This is a genomic window from Streptomyces sp. NPDC048603 (assembly GCF_043199475.1).
Lineage (GTDB): Bacteria > Actinomycetota > Actinomycetes > Streptomycetales > Streptomycetaceae > Streptomyces.
Genome location: NZ_JBICVY010000016.1, coordinates 52495 through 69254, shown reverse-complemented (window position 1 = coordinate 69254; position 16760 = coordinate 52495). Strand labels below are relative to the sequence as shown.

Annotated in this window: 14 protein-coding genes; 4 read left to right on the top strand and 10 right to left on the bottom strand. The window is 73.2% G+C overall.

The genetic code is table 11. The features are described 5' to 3' along the window. The first annotated feature begins 144 nt into the window (after positions 1 to 144). Positions 145 to 1326 carry a trypsin-like serine peptidase gene (locus ACGFQ9_RS32415; protein ID WP_393578829.1) on the top strand — a complete coding sequence of 394 codons (1182 nt, stop codon included), beginning with the start codon at positions 145 to 147 and terminating at the stop codon, positions 1324 to 1326. Between the two features lie 110 nt (positions 1327 to 1436). Here ACGFQ9_RS32415 and hflX read toward each other — a convergent pair whose 3' ends face one another. From hflX to miaA, 6 genes are all read right to left on the bottom strand, one after another. Next, positions 1437 to 2915: a GTPase HflX gene (hflX, locus tag ACGFQ9_RS32410; protein WP_393578828.1), complete on the bottom strand. Its 1479-nt coding sequence runs from the start codon at positions 2913 to 2915 to the stop codon at positions 1437 to 1439. 154 nt (positions 2916 to 3069) lie between these two features. Then, positions 3070 to 4548 carry a M1 family metallopeptidase gene (locus ACGFQ9_RS32405; protein WP_393578826.1) on the bottom strand — a complete coding sequence of 493 codons (1479 nt, stop codon included), beginning with the start codon at positions 4546 to 4548 and terminating at the stop codon, positions 3070 to 3072. A gap of 585 nt (positions 4549 to 5133) precedes the next feature. Next, complete coding sequence (locus tag ACGFQ9_RS32400) at positions 5134 to 7206, bottom strand: RelA/SpoT family protein (RefSeq protein WP_393578824.1); 2073 nt, start codon at positions 7204 to 7206, stop codon at positions 5134 to 5136. 140 nt (positions 7207 to 7346) lie between these two features. After that, the gene (dapF, locus tag ACGFQ9_RS32395) at positions 7347 to 8228 is read right to left on the bottom strand and encodes a diaminopimelate epimerase (protein ID WP_393578823.1); all 882 of its coding nucleotides are present in this window, start codon (positions 8226 to 8228) and stop codon (positions 7347 to 7349) included. Positions 8229 to 8323: 95 nt separating this feature from the next. Continuing rightward, positions 8324 to 8827, bottom strand: coding sequence for a hypothetical protein (locus tag ACGFQ9_RS32390; RefSeq protein WP_393578821.1), 504 nt, complete (start codon positions 8825 to 8827; stop codon positions 8324 to 8326). Positions 8828 to 8952: 125 nt separating this feature from the next. Then, positions 8953 to 9891: a tRNA (adenosine(37)-N6)-dimethylallyltransferase MiaA gene (miaA, locus tag ACGFQ9_RS32385; RefSeq protein WP_393578819.1), complete on the bottom strand. Its 939-nt coding sequence runs from the start codon at positions 9889 to 9891 to the stop codon at positions 8953 to 8955. A gap of 185 nt (positions 9892 to 10076) precedes the next feature. On the opposite strand from miaA, the gene ACGFQ9_RS32380 reads away from it, so the two are divergent. Together ACGFQ9_RS32380 and ACGFQ9_RS32375 are read left to right on the top strand one after the other, a co-directional pair. After that, complete coding sequence (locus tag ACGFQ9_RS32380; protein WP_393578818.1) at positions 10077 to 10310, top strand: hypothetical protein; 234 nt, start codon at positions 10077 to 10079, stop codon at positions 10308 to 10310. A 23-nt stretch (positions 10311 to 10333) separates the two neighbouring features. After that, positions 10334 to 10600: an antitoxin gene (locus ACGFQ9_RS32375; protein ID WP_393578817.1), complete on the top strand. Its 267-nt coding sequence runs from the start codon at positions 10334 to 10336 to the stop codon at positions 10598 to 10600. A gap of 97 nt (positions 10601 to 10697) precedes the next feature. Here the strand turns inward: ACGFQ9_RS32375 and ACGFQ9_RS32370 are convergent, their stop codons facing one another. Together ACGFQ9_RS32370 and miaB are read right to left on the bottom strand one after the other, a co-directional pair. After that, entirely contained in the window at positions 10698 to 11423 is a 726-nt protein-coding gene (locus ACGFQ9_RS32370) for a class III extradiol dioxygenase subunit B-like domain-containing protein (RefSeq protein ID WP_393578816.1), read from the bottom strand. An 89-nt stretch (positions 11424 to 11512) separates the two neighbouring features. Then, positions 11513 to 13039, bottom strand: coding sequence for a tRNA (N6-isopentenyl adenosine(37)-C2)-methylthiotransferase MiaB (gene miaB, locus ACGFQ9_RS32365; protein WP_393578815.1), 1527 nt, complete (start codon positions 13037 to 13039; stop codon positions 11513 to 11515). Positions 13040 to 13196: 157 nt separating this feature from the next. Here miaB and ACGFQ9_RS32360 point away from each other — a divergent pair, with 157 nt between their 5' ends. Next, positions 13197 to 14198, top strand: coding sequence for a TAXI family TRAP transporter solute-binding subunit (locus ACGFQ9_RS32360; RefSeq protein WP_393578814.1), 1002 nt, complete (start codon positions 13197 to 13199; stop codon positions 14196 to 14198). Between the two features lie 60 nt (positions 14199 to 14258). On the opposite strand, the gene ACGFQ9_RS32355 is transcribed toward ACGFQ9_RS32360, so the two are convergent. Then, positions 14259 to 15248, bottom strand: coding sequence for an ROK family protein (locus ACGFQ9_RS32355; protein WP_393578812.1), 990 nt, complete (start codon positions 15246 to 15248; stop codon positions 14259 to 14261). Positions 15249 to 15336: 88 nt separating this feature from the next. After that, positions 15337 to 16749: an ATP-binding protein gene (locus tag ACGFQ9_RS32350; RefSeq protein WP_393578810.1), complete on the bottom strand. Its 1413-nt coding sequence runs from the start codon at positions 16747 to 16749 to the stop codon at positions 15337 to 15339. Positions 16750 to 16760: the final 11 nt, after the last annotated feature.

Genomic DNA, 16760 nt, shown 5'->3' with positions numbered 1-16760 from the left:
GGTGTCCGCGGCAGATCACGGGTAGCGTCAAGATCATTGCCGGAACCGCGGACCCGCTCTGCGCCGTCCCCAACGTCATCGGCATAGTGGGGGGTTGCACTCCACGTCCGAAACCTGATCCATCCACATGGGGGACTCAACGACATGCGACCGATGCGACCGGTCACCGCCGTACTCTGCGCGGCCGCCCTCTCGCTGACCGCTGCGGCCTGCGGGCCCGAGGACGACCAGGCGGGCGGCGACGCCAAGCCGACCGTGGCAGCCAGCAACCCCACCGGCACGGACGGGATCCAGATCCCGGACCGGCTGAAGGAAAAGCTCAAGGAACGCGGCTTTGACCTGGACAAGTGGAAGGGGGGTGAGTGGAAGAACTGGAAGAAGGAGGACTGGCTCCGGGAGGCCGAGGACTACGTCAACCCGATCATCGAGGACCTCTGGGACCCGGACCGGATGCGTGACGCGCAGAAGCCCGAACGGGGCGGCGCGGACCCGGACCTGGGCAAGGACCAGGGCGTGACGGACCCGGCGCCGGCTCCGGTCACCGCGAAGGCCGCGACCCCGCCGTACCACAAGAGCGTTCCGGAGGCCGGAAAGGTCTTCTTCGACGGCCCCGAGGGCTCCATGGTCTGCTCGGCGACCGTGGTGAAGGACCCGGCGCACCCGGGCAAGTCGAACCTGGTGTGGACGGCCGGCCACTGCGTGCACGCGGGCGCCAAGGGCGGCTGGTACCGCAACATCGCCTTCGTCCCCTCCTACAACAACGCGGGCAAGTCGGCGGCGCAGATCAAGGGCGCGCCCCGCGAGCAGGTGGCCCCGTACGGCGTGTGGTGGAGCGACTGGGCGCAGACCTCCAACCAGTGGATCGCCACCGGCGGTCCGGTCGGCGGCGCGGGCGCTCCGTACGACTTCGCGGTGCTGCACGTGACCCCGGAGAAGGGGACGACGACGAAGTCCCTGGAGGAGACGGTCGGTTCGGCGCTGCCGGTGGAGTTCAACGCCCCGGCCGTCCCGAAGATCACCAAGATGACGGCGACGGGCTACCCGGCCGCGGCACCGTTCGACGGGCAGCGCGCCTTCCAGTGCACCGACAAGCCGGGCCGGCTGTCGCTGAACCAGAACGACCCGGTGATGTACCGCATCGGCTGCACCATGACGGGTGGCTCCTCGGGCGGCGGCTGGGTCGCGGCGGGCGCGGACGGCAAGCCGGCGCTGGTGTCGAACACCTCGATCGGCCCGGCCAAGGCGTCCTGGCTGGCGGGTCCGCGACTCGGCCCCGAGGCCAAGGGCATCTTCGACGCCGTGAGCAAGAAGTTCGACAAGCGGTAACCGGCACCACCACGCACAGGTGCGCCCCCGGGCCGAGGCCCGGGGGCGCAGTGCTGGTCAGCGCTGGTCTGCGCTGGTCAGTGCCAGTCAGTGCCGGTCGGCGCTGGGCGTCAGCGCGAGACCAGTGCGTACGGTGCGAGGTCCGCGGCGAGTTCCTGGTGGACGCGGGCCTTGAGCAGGGTGCCCTCCGGGGTGTGCTCCTCGGAGATCACCTCGCCCTCGGCGTGGGCGCGGGCGACCAGGCCGCCCCGGGTGTACGGGACGAGCACCTCCACCTCGACCGCGGGCCGGGGCAGCTCGGCGTCGATCAGCTCCAGGAGCTCGCCGATGCCCTGGCCGGTGCGGGCCGAGACCGCGATGGAGTGCTTCTCGATGCGCAGCAGCCGCTGCAGGACCAGCGGGTCCGCCGCGTCCGCCTTGTTGACCACGACGATCTCCGGCACGTCGACCGCGCCGACCTCGCGGATCACCTCGCGGACGGCCGCGAGCTGCTCCTCCGGCGCCGGGTGCGAGCCGTCGACGATGTGCAGGATGAGATCGGAGTCGCCGACCTCCTCCATCGTGGAGCGGAACGCCTCGACGAGGTGGTGGGGCAGGTGCCGGACAAAGCCGACGGTGTCGGCCAGGGTGTAGATCCGGCCGCTCGGCGTCTCGGCCCGGCGCACGGTCGGGTCGAGGGTGGCGAACAGCGCGTTCTCCACCAGCACGCCCGCTCCGGTGAGCCGGTTGAGCAGCGAGGACTTGCCCGCGTTGGTGTAGCCGGCGATCGCGACCGACGGAACCTTGTTCCGCTTGCGCTCCTGCCGCTTGAGGTCGCGGCCGGTCTTCATCTCCGCGATCTCCCGGCGCATCTTCGCCATCTTCTCGCGGATCCGGCGCCGGTCCGTCTCGATCTTGGTCTCACCGGGACCACGGGTGGCGAGGCCGCCGCCCTTGCCGCCGCCCATCTGGCGGGACAGCGACTGACCCCAGCCTCGCAGGCGCGGCAGCATGTACTGCATCTGCGCGAGCGAGACCTGCGCCTTGCCCTCCCGGGACTTGGCGTGCTGGGCGAAGATGTCGAGGATCAGCGCGGTCCGGTCGATCACCTTGACCTTGACCACGTCCTCGAGGGCGATCAGCTGGCCGGGGCTGAGCTCACCGTCGCAGACGACGGTGTCGGCGCCGGTCTCGACGACGATGTCGGCGAGCTCCCGGGCCTTGCCGGAGCCGATGAAGGTGGCCGGGTCCGGCTTGTCGCGGCGCTGGATCACGCCGTCGAGCACCATGGCGCCCGCCGTCTCGGCGAGGGCCGCGAGCTCCGCCAGGGAGTTGTCGGCGTCCTGGACCGTTCCCGAGGTCCATACGCCGACCAGCACCACGCGTTCCAGACGCAGCTGCCGGTACTCGACCTCGGTGACGTCCTCGAGCTCGGTGGAGAGGCCCACGACGCGGCGCAGGGCCGCGCGCTCCGAACGGTCGAACTGGTCGCCGTCCCGCTCTCCGTCGATCTCGTGGCTCCAGGCGACGTCCTCTTCCATCAGGGCATCGGCCCGAAGGCTCCCGGTAAAGCTCTGTGCGTCCTGTGAAGGGGAAGAAGAGGAGGTCATTGGATCCTTACGTCGCTGGTGTCAGGTGGCGGTCGGGTGCCGCTGGTGGTCGGGTGCCGCGCTGTACGGGTACAACGTGTCACACCGGCGGGGGATTCCCGCCACCGGGCGGCGCTGCCGCCCTCTCGATGGTGACATGCCCGTTCCACGCGAGTCACACCCTTTTCGGCGTGCTCTTTCCCTGGTCGGCGGTACCGCCCCACTCGGGGTGGCCGGGCATCGGCGGGGTGGTCTTCCCGTACAGCCAGGGGTGCAGGAAGGCCGTGAGGTCCCGTCCCGCCTCTGCGGAGGCCAGGGCCGTGAAGTCGGCCGTGCCGGCCACGCCGTCGGCGTGGCGGGAGACCCAGCGGCGCTGGATCCGCTCGAAGACGGCGGTGCCGACCTCCTGCCGCAGGGCGTAGAGGACGAGCGCGGAGCCGTCGTACACCACCGGCCGGAACAGGCTGATCTTCCGGCCGGGCTCGGGGAGCCTGGGGGCGGCCGGGGGGCCGCCGGCCGCGCGCCACTGGTCGGAGCGCTGGTACGCCTCGCGCATGCGCCGCTCCAGGGGGTACTTCCCCAGGTGGTCGGCGTACAGCGCCTCGTACCAGGTGGCGTGCCCCTCGTTGAGCCACAGGTCGGACCAGGTGCGCGGGGTGACGCTGTCGCCGAACCACTGGTGGGCGAGTTCGTGGACCATCACGGCCTCGACGTACCACTCCGGGTAGCCGTCGGTGGTGAACAGGCCGCGTTCGAAGAAGGAGAGGGTCTGGGTCTCCAGCTCGAAGCCGGTGGCGGCGTTCGCGATCAGGACGCCGTAGGTCTCGAAGGGGTAGCGGCCGACCCGCTCCTCCATCCAGGCCAGGTGGCCGGGGGTCTTCTTCAGCCAGGGCTCGAGCCGCTCCCGGTCGGCGGCGGGCACCACGTCGCGCAGCGGCAGCCCGTGCGGGCCCGTGCGGCGGACCACCGCGGAGTCGCCGATGGACACCTGGGCGAGCTCGGTGGCCATCGGGTGCAGGGTGCGGTACGTCCAGGTGGTGGTGGCGGCTGCGCCGCTGCCGGAGGTGCGGGGCGCGGCGACGGGCAGGCCGTTGGCGACGGCGGTCTTGCCGGCCGGGGCGGTGATGCGGAAGGTGAAGTACGCCTTGTCGGCCGGGTGGTCGTTGCAGGGGAAGACCCGGTGGGCGGCGTCGGCCTGGTTGGCCATGGCCAGGCCGTCCTGGGTGGGTACCCAGCCCCCGTCGCCGCGGCCGCTCGGGTCGCTGGTGTGCCGGACGGTGATCCGTACGGGGGCGCCTGCGGGGACCGGCCGTTCCGGGGTGAGGACGAGGTCCTCGCCTGCGGTCGCGAACTGCGCCGGGAGCCCGTTGACCACGGCGGACTCGACCTTGCCGTGGGTGAAGTCGAGGTTGATCCGGTCCAGCCGCTGCCGGCTGCGGGCGTCGATGACGGTGACCGCGTCGAGCGCCGAGGTGTTGTCCCGGTAGGTGAGGGACAGGTCGTAGGCGATGACGTCGTACCCGGGGTTGCCCAGCTCGGGGAAGAGGGGGTCGCCGATGCCGAGCGGTTCGGGAGCGGGGAGCACCGCGGCGACGAGGGTGAGCGAGGCGGTGGCGAGCAGTGCTGCTCGCAGGCGGGGGGCGGTGAGGCGCATTCCCTAGGCGATACCAGGGGCTGCGCGATGCGTTTCGGCGGCGCGGCGGCCCGGTCCGGGGACCACCCGAACGGGCCCCGCCCTGGCCGCGCCTCCGCAGAAGGTGTGGGCGCGGCTCCGCCGGAGGTGTGGGCAGGCGTTCCGCAGGGCGGAACGGGTGGGCACACCGGAACGCCGCCCCGCAGGCTCGCTCCCGCCCCACCGAAGCCATGGCCGGCCCCGGCCGCAGCCGCTGCCCCCAGGCCTGGGCGGGGCTCCGCCCGACCCGGCACCGCCCGGAGCGGAGCTCCGCCCGGACGGGGTCCGACCCGTGAGCGGGGTCGGGGTGCAGGCACACGCTGCGCGACCGGCGCGCGCCGTCGTGCCGTGTGCCCACCCTCCCCCAAGCTCTCGACTTCGCTCGAGCAGGGGCCACCCCCATCGCCCTGCGGCACGCCTGCCCACACGGCCGGTGGCGACGCGGCACGCCTGCCCACACGGCGGCGCGGTACGGCACGACCGCCCGCGCGGCGGCAGGGTGCGGCCGCCACGCACACCGCGGCCGGGGCAGGCACGGTGGCGGGGCCGCGCTGCGCATCGGCCGGGTCAGGCGCGGCCCACGTCGTAGACGCCGGGGACGTCGCGCATGGCGCGCATCAGTGCGGGGAGCACGGTCGCATCGGGCAGCTGGAGGGTGTAGCGGTGGCGGACGCGCTGTTCGTTCGGGGGCTCCACGGTGGCCGAGACGATGTCGGCGCCCTCCCGGGAGATCGCTTCGGTGAGGTCGGCGAGCAGGTGCGGGCGGCCGAACGATTCGGCGACCAGGGTGACCCGGCAGTCGGCGGTGGCCTTCCAGTGCACGGCGACGGAGGTGCGGCCGAGGGACCGCATCTGGGCGACCGCGGGGCATTCCACTCGGTGGACGGTGACGGCACCGCCGCGTACGACGAAGCCTGCGACGTCGTCCGGCGGTACCGGGGTGCAGCAGCCGGCCAGCCGGACCGGCGCGTCGGGCAGGTCGGCGACGGCGTTGCCGCCCTTGCCTCGGGCTCCGACCACGGAGAGCGGCGCCCGCGGGGCGGCCTGGTCGGTCCGCGCCCCGTCCGGATGGGACCGCAGCCAGCTGCTGATGGCGATCCGGGCGGCGGGGGTGCGGGCGTGGTCGAGCCAGTCGGGGGCCGGCCCGGAGGAGGCGTCCTGGGCCAGCAGCAGTTGCACGGTGTCCCCGTCGGCCAGCGGGCTGGCCAGGGAGGTGAGGCGCCCGTTGACCCGGGCGCCGATACAGCCGTGCGCGGCCTCGCCGTGCTGGGCGTAGGCCGCGTCGATACAGGTGGCACCGGCGGGGAGGCCGAGGCGGCCGCCGCCGTCGGCGCGGAAGACGGTGATCTCGCGGTCCTGGGCGAGTTCGGCGCGCAGGGAGCTCCAGAAGGTGTCGGCGTCGGGTGCGGACTGCTGCCAGTCCAGGAGCCGGGAGAGCCAGCCGGGCCGGGTGGGGTCGGTCCGCTCCTCGTCGGACTCCCCCGCGGCGCCCGATTCGGCCACGGCGTACGGGTTGCCCAGGGCGACCACGCCCGCTTCGGCGACCCGGTGCATCTGGCGGGTGCGGACGATGACCTCGGCGACCTCGCCGTCGGGGGTGGCGACGGCGGTGTGCAGGGACTGGTACAGGTTGAACTTGGGGACGGCGATGAAGTCCTTGAACTCCGAGACCACCGGGGTGAAGCAGGTGTGCAGTTCGCCCAGCACCCCGTAGCAGTCGGCGTTCTCGCCGACCAGGACGAGCAGCCGGCCGAAGTCGGAGCCGCGCAGTTCTCCGCGTTTGCGGGAGATGCGGTGGACGGAGACGAAGTGGCGGGGCCGGATGTGGACCTCGGCCGGGATACCGGCTTCGCGGAGCACGCCGCGGACGGATTCGGCGACGGCGGGCAGCGGGTCGGCCTCGCCGGCGTGGGCGGCGATGAGCGCGCGGGTGTGCTCGTACTCCTCGGGGTGGAGGATCGCGAAGACGAGGTCTTCCAGTTCGGTCTTGAGGGCCTGGACGCCGAGCCGTTCGGCGAGCGGGATCAGGACGTCGCGGGTGACCTTGGCGATGCGGGCCTGTTTCTCGGGGCGCATCACCCCGAGGGTGCGCATGTTGTGCAGGCGGTCGGCGAGTTTGATGGACATGACGCGGACGTCGTTGCCGGTGGCGACGAGCATCTTGCGGAAGGTCTCGGGTTCGGCGGCCGCACCGTAGTCGATCTTCTCCACCTTGGTGACGCCGTCGACGATGAAGCGCACCTCGTCGCCGAACTCCTCGCGGACCTGATCGAGGGTCACATCGGTGTCCTCGACGGTGTCGTGCAGCAGGGAGGCCGTCAAGGTGGTGGTCTCGGCGCCGAGTTCGGCGAGGATCAGGGTGACGGCGAGCGGGTGCGTGATGTACGGTTCGCCGCTCTTGCGCATCTGGCCGCGGTGGGAGGACTCGGCGAGCACGTAGGCCCGGCGGAGCACGCCGAGGTCGGCGTCGGGATAGTGGGCCCGGTGCGCCTCGGCAACATGGCTGATGGCGTCCGGGAGGCGGTCCCGGGGCGCGGGACCGAGCAGTGCGGCACGTCCGAGCCTGCGCAGATCGAGCCTGCTGCGGCCGCGTCTGCGGAGCTCGGGACGGGCGTCGGGGTTCGTGGCCTCTGCACTCATGGGCACCTCCGGCGGCTTCGACCGGCGACGGTGGGCATGGGGTGAGCCCTCAGGGCCGGTGTCTGATGTTACCGACCCCACCACGTGGCGGAGTCCGGCTCTCGCTGAGCGTGAAACGGATCACCCATGTGAGGGAATCTTCAGGCGAAAGCCGTTTCGGTGAGCCAGTCCGGATCGAATTCCCCGGCGGCGACGATGACGGCGGGTCCGGTCTTGTGGATCGTTCCGTCCGGGTCCTCGGTGATCATCAGAGTACCGCCCAGGACGTCCACCGTGTAGGTGACGGATTCGCCGGTGACGGCGGGGTCGGCGCCGTCGCGCCGGGCGGTGGCGACGGCGACCGCGCAGGCGCCGGTGCCGCAGGAGCGGGTCTCCCCGGAGCCGCGCTCGTGGACGCGCATGGCCACGTGGCGGGGGCCGCGGTCGACGACGAACTCGACGTTGACCCCTTCGGGGTACGCGGAGGGGGGGCTGAAGGGGGGCGGGCTGAGCAGGTCGCCGGCGTCGTCGAGGCTGTCGACGAAGGCGACGGCGTGCGGGTTGCCCATGTTGACGTTGGTGGCCGGCCAGCTGCGGTCGCCGACGGAGACCGTGACCCCGCCCTCGGGGAGGACGGCGCGGCCCATGGTCACGCTGACGAACTCCTCCTTGTGGAGGTGGACCTTCTTGATCCCGCCGCGGGTGGCGACGGCCAGGTCGCCGGGCTCGACGTGGCCGGCGTGGTGGAGGTAGCGGGCGAAGACGCGGACGCCGTTGCCGCACATCTCGGCGATGGAGCCGTCGCTGTTGCGGTAGTCCATGAACCACTCGGCCTCGTCGGCCATGTGCGCGGCCTCGGGGTGGGCGGCGGAGCGCACCACGTGCAGCACGCCGTCGGCGCCGAGGCCGGCCCGGCGGTCGCAGAGCCGGGCCACCGCGGCGGCGGGCAGGTCGATCGCGTTGTCCGGGTCCGGGATGATCACGAAGTCGTTCTCGGTCCCGTGGCCCTTGAGGAAGGCGAGGCTGCTGCGCTGACTGGTCACGGGCCCATGGTAATCGGGGGCCCGCGCCCGCCGCGCGGGGCCTCCCCGCCCGGCGCCGACGCGGGGCGGAGCGGGGTGGGAGCGGGCCGCGGTCCCTACCGCAGCCGGGCGACCCGCCACACGGCGAGGGCCACGACCGTGAGGGCGATCAGGGTGTAGAGGGCGATCATCCGCCAGTCGGAGCGGATGCCGGAGCCGCGGGCGGGCAGCCCCGGCCAGGTGTAGCCCACGCGCCGGGCGGCCATCATGCCCCAGCCGCCGGCGCAGGAACTGATCAGCAGGCCGAGCATGGCGACGAGGGCACCGCCGTCGCCGAACTCGAAGGCGAGCGGGAAGGCGAACATCAGCGAGCCGGCCGCGCCGAGCATCACGATCGGGGCGAGCTGCCAGATCCGCAGGCGCCGCTGCGGGCGCAGCTCGACCTCGACGGCGGGGCCGGTGGCGTCTTCGGCCGGGTCCGGTCCGTCGGGTCCGTCAGGGCCGTCCGAGGTCAGGCGCGCGGGATCCGCGGGAAGCCCCAGGCCGTCGGGAACCATGGGGTCCGTTTCCTGCCCGGCATCGTCCCGCCCAGTGTCGCGAGGGCCGGCCTCCATCGCCACGTGCCCTCCCCACTCGGACTTCGTTCGCCGTCGTTCACCGCCGGTGACCGCACCGTCGGAATTTGATGATGGCACGCCACGGGCCCCTCGACGGGCGCCCGGGGCGTCCCGATGCCATCACGTGATCAGGCTGTAACCGCTCGTTCGACCAACGACTGCGCGAGTCCGAAGAGTTCCTGCCGGTCGGCGGCGGCGCCGCTCAGCCAGTGGACCCGGGGATCGCGGCGGAACCAGGAGTCCTGACGGCGCGCGAAGCGCTTGGTGGCGCGTACGGTCTCCGCGCGCGCCTCCTCCTCGGTGCACTCCCCCGCCAGCGCCGCCAGCACCTGCTGGTAGCCGAGGGCGCGGGATGCCGTGACGCCCTCCCGCAGTCCGGCCGCCTCCAGGGTCCGGACCTCGTCGACGAGGCCGGCCTCCCACATCCGGTCCACGCGCAGCGCGATCCGTTCGTCGAGCTCCGGCCGGGCCACGTCCACGCCGATCTGCACGCAGTCGTACACCGATTCGTGACCGGGCAGGTTGGCGGTGAACGGCTTTCCGGTGATCTCGATGACCTCCAGCGCGCGGACGATCCGGCGGCTGTTGCTCGGCAGGATCGCGGTGGCGGCGGCCGGGTCCAGGGCGGCGAGACGGGCGTGCAGGGCGCCGGGGCCGCGCAGGGTGGCTTCCTCCTCCAGCCGGGCCCGGACCTCCGGGTCGGTGCCGGGGAACTCCATGACGTCCAGGGCTCCGCGCACGTACAGGCCGGAACCGCCGACCAGGATCGGGGTGCGGCCCTCGGCCAGCAGGCGGTCGATCTCGGCTCGGGCGAGCCGCTGGTACTCGGCGACGCTGGCCGTCTCGGTGACGTCCCAGATGTCGAGGAGGTGGTGCGGGATGCCGCCGCGCTCCTCGGTCGTCAGTTTGGCGGTGCCGATGTCCATCCCCCGGTACAGCTGCATGGAGTCGGCGTTGACGACCTCGCCGCCGAGATGGCGGGCAAGGGCGACGCCCAGATCGGACTTTCCGGCCGCGGTGGGACCGACGACGGCGATGACGCGCGGGGCGGGGGCTGCACTTCTCACCGCACCAGTCTCGCAAACCCGTCGGCGTCTACCCGAACGAGTGAGGTGACGGACCGGAGACGAGGTCGTTGCCCTGGCGTGGCTCCGGCCGGTGGGGCGGGTGGACGGCAGGTGGGACGGAGGCCGGCGACGCGCTGTGACCGCGGCGGAACTTCACCCGCACGAGTACCGTTGGAGGAGTAGACATGGGCGTTTTCAGTCGGTTCCGTCGCCGCAAGGGTGAGGACGGGAATCCGGCCGGACAAACCGCGGAGGCCGCGGTGACGGACGGGTCCGAGGCCGAGCCCGCCACGACGGCGGAACCCGTCGGCGAAACGGCGGAAGCGGCCGAAGCGGCCGCGGAGGCCGTGGAGATCCCGAAGCAGCAGTCCGCGGCGGAGGCTGCGGACAGCGGAGCCGGCGAGGGCGCCCGTACGTAGCCACCGCCAGGGGAAGGTGACCCATGGGCCTGCTCGACAATCTCAAGGCCAAGATCGGGCCGACCAAGGACAAGGTCGGGCACAAGGTCAGCGGCCTCGCGCAGCAGCACGAGCACCGGATCGGCCACGGGCTGGACAAGGTCGCCAAGACCGTGGACTCGAAGACCAAGGGCAAGTACAGCGACCGCATCGCCAGCGGCACGGACAAGGCGAAGGGCACCATCGGCAAGATCGCGCACCACGACGACACCCCTGGCGGCGGACCGACCCCGCCACCGCCGGCCGCCTGACGGCACGCGACCGCGGAAGGAGGGGGCCCGGGCAGCGCCCGCGCCCCCTCTCCGCGTATCCGGCCGACGCGGGCCGGGACCGGCGGCGCCCGGGGTGCTACGACCAGGCGGCGACGAAGTAGCCGACGCCGTACGGAGCGTCCTCGTACAGCAGACGGCCGTCCAGCCCGGCGCCCTGCGCCGCGCCCGCCAGCACCTGCCAGGGGGCGCGCCCGGCGGCCTTGAGCTCGTGGGCCAGGACGGGGTCGAGCGCGGCGAGCGCGGCCGTGTCCGCCGCGCCGAGCGCGCGGGCTGCGGCCGCGTCGAAGGGCTCCGCACGGTCGTCGAGGTAGCCGGGCGCCTTGAGGGTGCGGCAGGCGCTGCCGTCGCCGAGGACCAGCATGGCCACCCGGTCGGCGGAACCACCGAGGTCGGCGCCCAGGACGGCGCAGGCGTCCGGTGCGAGCCCCTCGGCCACGGCGACGCCGGCCACGGGCGCGGCGGACCAGCGCGCCCGCTCCAGCAGCCAGGCGCCGACGGCGAGGGAGGCCGGCAGCGGGCCGGGGGCCCCTTCCCCGGTCGGGCGGGCGCCGGCACTGCCGAGGGTGACGGTCAGGTCGACCCCGAAGGAGGCGAAGGAGCCGTGGGTTCCCTCGTCGTATCCGCCGCCCTGGCCGTGCGCCACGGACCCGACCACGACCAGCAGGTCGGGCCGGGAGGCGGCGAGCACGGCGAGCGCGTCGGAACATGCGGTACGGGCGTCCGCCAGCTCCTCGGCGGCCCCGGCCGCGAGCTGCGGCACGAGGAGCGGCGGGCTGGGGCAGACGGCGGCGGCTACGAGCATGATCCGCAGCGTAGCGTCCGCGGGCCGCCACGGCCCTGCCCGGGTCGCGGCACTCCGCCGCCCGGGGGCCGAGCCGTGCGGGGGACGCGTCAGGAAGAGGGGACGCCGCAGCCGCCCGTGGCTGCCGGGAGGGGAGCCGGGACGCCCAGGCCGGGGATGCCGAGCATGACGCCCTGCGGCTGCGCCGGGGCGGCGTTGCGCTTCTCCCAGGCGTCGCCCGCCCGGGTACGGCGGACCGCCCCGGCGGAGACGGCGCCCTCGGCGAGCAGGTGGTGCGGGGCGGCGTAGGTGATCTCGACGGTCACCACGTCACCCGGACGGACCTCCACGTCCGGCTTGGTGAAGTGCACGAGGCGGTTGTCGGGGGCGCGTCCGGACAGGCGGTGGGTGGCGCCGTCCTTGCGGCCCTCGCCCTCCGCGACCATGACCTCCAGCGTGCGGCCGACCTGCTTCTTGTTCTCCTCCCAGGAGATCTCCTCCTGGAGCGCGACCAGGCGCATGTAGCGGTCCTGGACGACCTCCTTCGGGATCTGCCCCTCCATCTCGGCCGCGGGGGTGCCGGGGCGCTTGGAGTACTGGAAGGTGAAGGCGTTGGCGAACCGGGCCTCGCGCACGGCGTGCATGGTCTGCTGGAAGTCCTCCTCGGTCTCGCCGGGGAAGCCCACGATGATGTCGGTGGAGATCGCAGCGTGCGGGATGGCGGCGCGTACCTTCTCGATGATCCCGAGGAAGCGCTCCTGCCGGTAGGAGCGGCGCATCGCCTTGAGGATCGGGTCGGAGCCGGACTGCAGCGGCATGTGCAGCTGCGGCATCACGTTCGGGGTCTCGGCCATCGCCGCGATCACGTCGTCGGTGAAGTCGCGCGGGTGCGGCGAGGTGAAGCGGACCCGCTCCAGGCCCTCGATCTCCCCGCAGGCGCGCAGCAGCTTGCTGAAGGCCTCGCGGTCGCCCAGGTCGGAACCGTAGGCGTTGACGTTCTGGCCGAGCAGGGTGATCTCGGAGACGCCCTCGGCGACCAGCGCCTCGACCTCGGCGAGGATGTCGCCGGGACGGCGGTCCTCCTCCTTGCCGCGCAGCGCCGGGACGATACAGAAGGTGCAGGTGTTGTTGCAGCCGACGGAGATGGAGACCCACGCGGCGTAGGCGGACTCGCGGCGGGTCGGCAGGGTGGAGGGGAACGCCTCCAGCGATTCGGCGATCTCGACCTGCGCCTCCTCCTGGACGCGGGCGCGCTCCAGCAGCACCGGCAGCTTGCCGATGTTGTGGGTGCCGAAGACCACGTCGACCCAGGGGGCCTTCTTGACGATGGTGTCCCGGTCCTTCTGTGCCAGGCAGCCACCGACGGCGATCTGCATGCCGGGGCGCTTGGTCTTCATCGGGGCGAGCCGGCCGAGGTTGCCGTAGAGCTTGTTGTCTGCGTTCTCGCGGACCGCGCACGTGTTGAAGACCACGACGTCGGCGTCACCGTCGGAGCCCTCGGGGGCGCGGACGTAGCCGGCGTCCTCCAGCAGACCGGAGAGCCGCTCGGAGTCGTGCACGTTCATCTGGCACCCGTAGGTGCGCACCTCGTATGTTCCCTTGACGTCCACTGCTCCACCCGGCTCCACGCTGCTCATGCAACAAGGGTAAGGGGGTCCCCGGCGGCCTTCGGACCGAGCGCTTGACCGGGCGCCGGACGAGCGCCTGACCTGCGCGGGCCGGATGGCGCCCGCCGGGCCGGGCGTGACTTTTCAGACGGTGACAGGAGCCCGGGCGGCTGGCAGGATCGCGCGCATGCCCTCTGCCCTGCCCCGGTTCCCGCGGCTCACCAGGCGCCGCGCACTGCGGGTCCTGGTGGCCGGGCTGGTCGCGCTCGGGCTGCTGATGTGGTGGCTGTGGCCGCTGGGGAGCCCGGAGCCGACTGGCCGGCTGACGTTCAGCACGGGTGTCCGTACGGGCGTCTACCACCGCTACGGCGAGCTGCTGGAGGACGCCCTGGGACGCGACATGCCCGAGGTGGACGTGCGGCTGCTGCCCAGTGAGGGCTCGCAGGAGAACCTGGCGCGGGTGGCGTCCGGCCAGGCCGACTTCACGGTGGCGACGGCGGACGCGGTGGCGAAGTTCCGGCGGGACGAACGGGCCGGGGCGGACCAGCTGCGCGGGGTGGCACGGCTGTACGACGACTACGTGCAGCTGGTGGTGCCGGCCGGGTCGCGGGTGCAGTCGGCGCGGGATCTGAAGGGTCTGAAGGTGGCCGTGGGACAGCCGGGATCGGGTGTCCGGCTGATCTCGGACCGGCTCCTGAAGGCGGCGAAGCTGGATCCGCGGGAGGACGTCACGCCGGTGTCGATAGGCATCGACACCATGCCGGCCGAGCTGATGGCGGGGCGCATCGACGCGTTCTTCTGGTCCGGCGGGCTGCCGACGAACGCGGTGCGGGAGCTGTCGGAGCGGTTCGACATCCGGCTGGTGCCGCTCGGCGACCTGGTGCCGGAGCTGCAGAGCGACGGAAACGCGCACTACTACCGGGCCGCGGTGATGCCGCAGGACGCGTACGCGCGGGCCCGGAACACCTCTGCGGTGACCACGGTGGCCGTGCCGAACCTGCTGGTCACCACCGAGCGGACCAGCCCGGAGCTGACCGAGCGCTTCACCCGTGCGGTGATCCACAGCCGCGACGACATCGGGCAGGAGGTGCACGCGGCCCAGCGCGTGGACCTGCGTACGGCGATCTACACGGACCCCCTCGACCTGCACGAGGGCGCGCGGCGCTACTACCGCTCGGTCAAGCCGTAGCCCTGCCGGGACCGGCCGGGACAGCGGCCGCGACACCGGCGGAGACGGGAGCGGGGCCGGTCAGGAGGCCGGGAGCAGGGTCAGGGCCGCCGAGGCCGCGCCGATGAGGCCGGCGTCGTTGCCGAGGGCCGCCGGGACGACGCGCAGGCCATGGACGAAGCCCAGGGTCGCGTACGTCGCCAGGTGGGCGCGGACCGGGCCGAGGAGGGTGTCGCCGGACGCGGCCACGCCGCCGCCGATGACCGCGATGTCCGTCTCCACCAGGGTGGCGGTGGCGGCGATGGCCGCCGCCAGGGCCCGGCCGGCCCGGTCGAAGGCGGCCAGCGCCACCGGGTCGCCTGCCCGTGCCGCCGCGGCGACCCCGGCGGCCGTGGGGTCGGGTCCGGTCCAGCCCTGTTCGCGGGCCCAGCGGGCGATGGCGGTGCCGGAGGCGATGGACTCCACGCAGCCGCGACCGCCGCAGGCGCACTGCTCGCCGCCGAAGTCCACGCTGATGTGGCCGATGTGACCGGCGTTGCCGGTGGGGCCGGGGTGCAGGCGATCGTCCAGGACCAGGCCTCCGCCGACGCCGGTGGAGACCACCATGCACAGGGCGTTCGCGTGGCCCCGGGCGGCGCCCAGCCAGTGCTCCGCCGCCGTCATGGCCACGCCGTCCCCGACCAGCACGGCCGGGACCGGGCGGCCGTGGCCGGTGAGCACCTCGCGGGTGCGGGCCAGCAGCGGGTAGTCGCGCCAGGCCGTGATGTTCACCGGGCTGACGGTGCCGCGGGCGGAGTCCACCGGGCCGGCGCTGCCGATCCCGCAGCGCCGTACGGAGTCCCAGTTGCGGTCGGCGGCGAGGTCGGCGACCACCTCGGCGACCGCGGCCATCACCGCGTCAGCGTCGCCCCCGCGCGGGGTGGGCCGGCGGGTGGTCGCGCTCATCGTGCCGTCGGGGTGGACCAGCGCACCGGCGATCTTCGTTCCGCCGATGTCGATGGCCGCGGTGAGTCCGGATGCTGCCGCCGTGCGCGGCGCGGGAACGGCGGAGGTCGGGCTGGGCGTGGTCACGGGAGCGCTCCTGAGGCAGGTCGCCTTCAGTATGCGGCAGTGTGCGGGCCGCACCGGCCCCTTCGGCCCCGATCCGCCGGATACCCCCTCAGGCCGTGTCCGGGCCGGTGCGGGGGACGGAGACCGTCACGCGGAGGCCGTGCGGGGGGTTCGCGGCGTAGGAGAGGGAGCCGCCGCCCGCGGCGAGGAGGGTGCGGGAGATCGACAGGCCCAGGCCGGAGCCCTTGATGTTCTGGTGGCGGTTGCTGCGCCAGAAGCGGTCGCCGATGCGGGCGAGTTCCTCCTGGGTGAGGCCGGGGCCGCGGTCGGTGACCACGATCACCGCGGTGCCCTCCTCCGCCGCGACCAGGACTTCCACCTCCTCGCCGGACGGGGTGAACTTCACCGCGTTGTCGATGACCGCGTCCAGCGCGCTGGACAGGGCGATCGGGTCGGCCCAGCCGGTGACCGCGGTCCGGCCGCGCTCGACCAGCCGTACGCCCTTCTCCTCGGCCAGCGGACGCCAGGCGGCGACCCGTTCCGAGGTCAGGGAACCGATGTCGGTGAGGGAGAGCTCGGCGGTGGCGTGCTCGGCCAGGGCCAGGTCAAGGAGGTCGTCGAGGACCTGGGCGAGCCGCTTGCCCTCGGTGCGCACCGAGGCGATCTCCTCGTTGTCCGGGGGAAGTTCGAGGGCGAGCAGTTCGATCCGCAGGAGCAGTGCGGCCAGCGGGTTGCGCAGCTGGTGGGAGGCGTCGGCGACGAAGGCGCGCTGCTGCTCCAGCACCTCTTCGACGTTGTCGGCCATCTCGTTGAAGGACCGGGCCAGGCGGCGGAGTTCGGGCGGCCCGCCGGCGGCCGCGACCCGGGAGTTCATCCGGCCGGTGGCGATACCGTGGGCGGCGGCGTCCAGGGTGCGGACGGGCTTGAGCACCCAGCTGGTGAGCCGCAGGGCCGCGCCGAAGGCGACCAGCATGGCGGCGGTCAGACCGGCGGCGATGAGCAGCCAGCCCTGCAGGGTGCGGGAGCGCATCTGGTCGGTGGGCGATTCGGTGACGACCACGGCGACGACGTCGCCGTCGAGGACGACCGGGGAGGCGACGAGCAGCTTGCCGTGCGGCTGCCAGGGCCACACCTGCGCGGGATCGTGGCTGCGGCGGCCGGCAAGGGCCTCGTTGAAGGCCTGGTCGGCGTCCTTGGTGTCGGGCAGCCGCCACCAGCCCGGCGCGGCGGCCATGGCGTTGCCGTCGCGGTAGAAGATGCCGGCCCGGATGCCGTACAGCCCCTGGTAGCGGGCGAGTTCGGAGCGCAGGGTCTGGATGCGCTCGTCGGCGCTCTTGTCTCCCGCGCCCTCGGCCTCGACGACGAACTGGGCGAGGGCGGCGAAGCGGGCGCTGTCGTCGATGCGGTCGACGACCACGCCCTGCTGCTGCCCGGCCGCCAGGCTGACGGCGAGCGGGAAACCGAGGGCGATCAGCACGCCGGCCATGAGGACGACGAGCAGGGGGAGCAGCCGGGCGCGCACGGCGAGGAGCC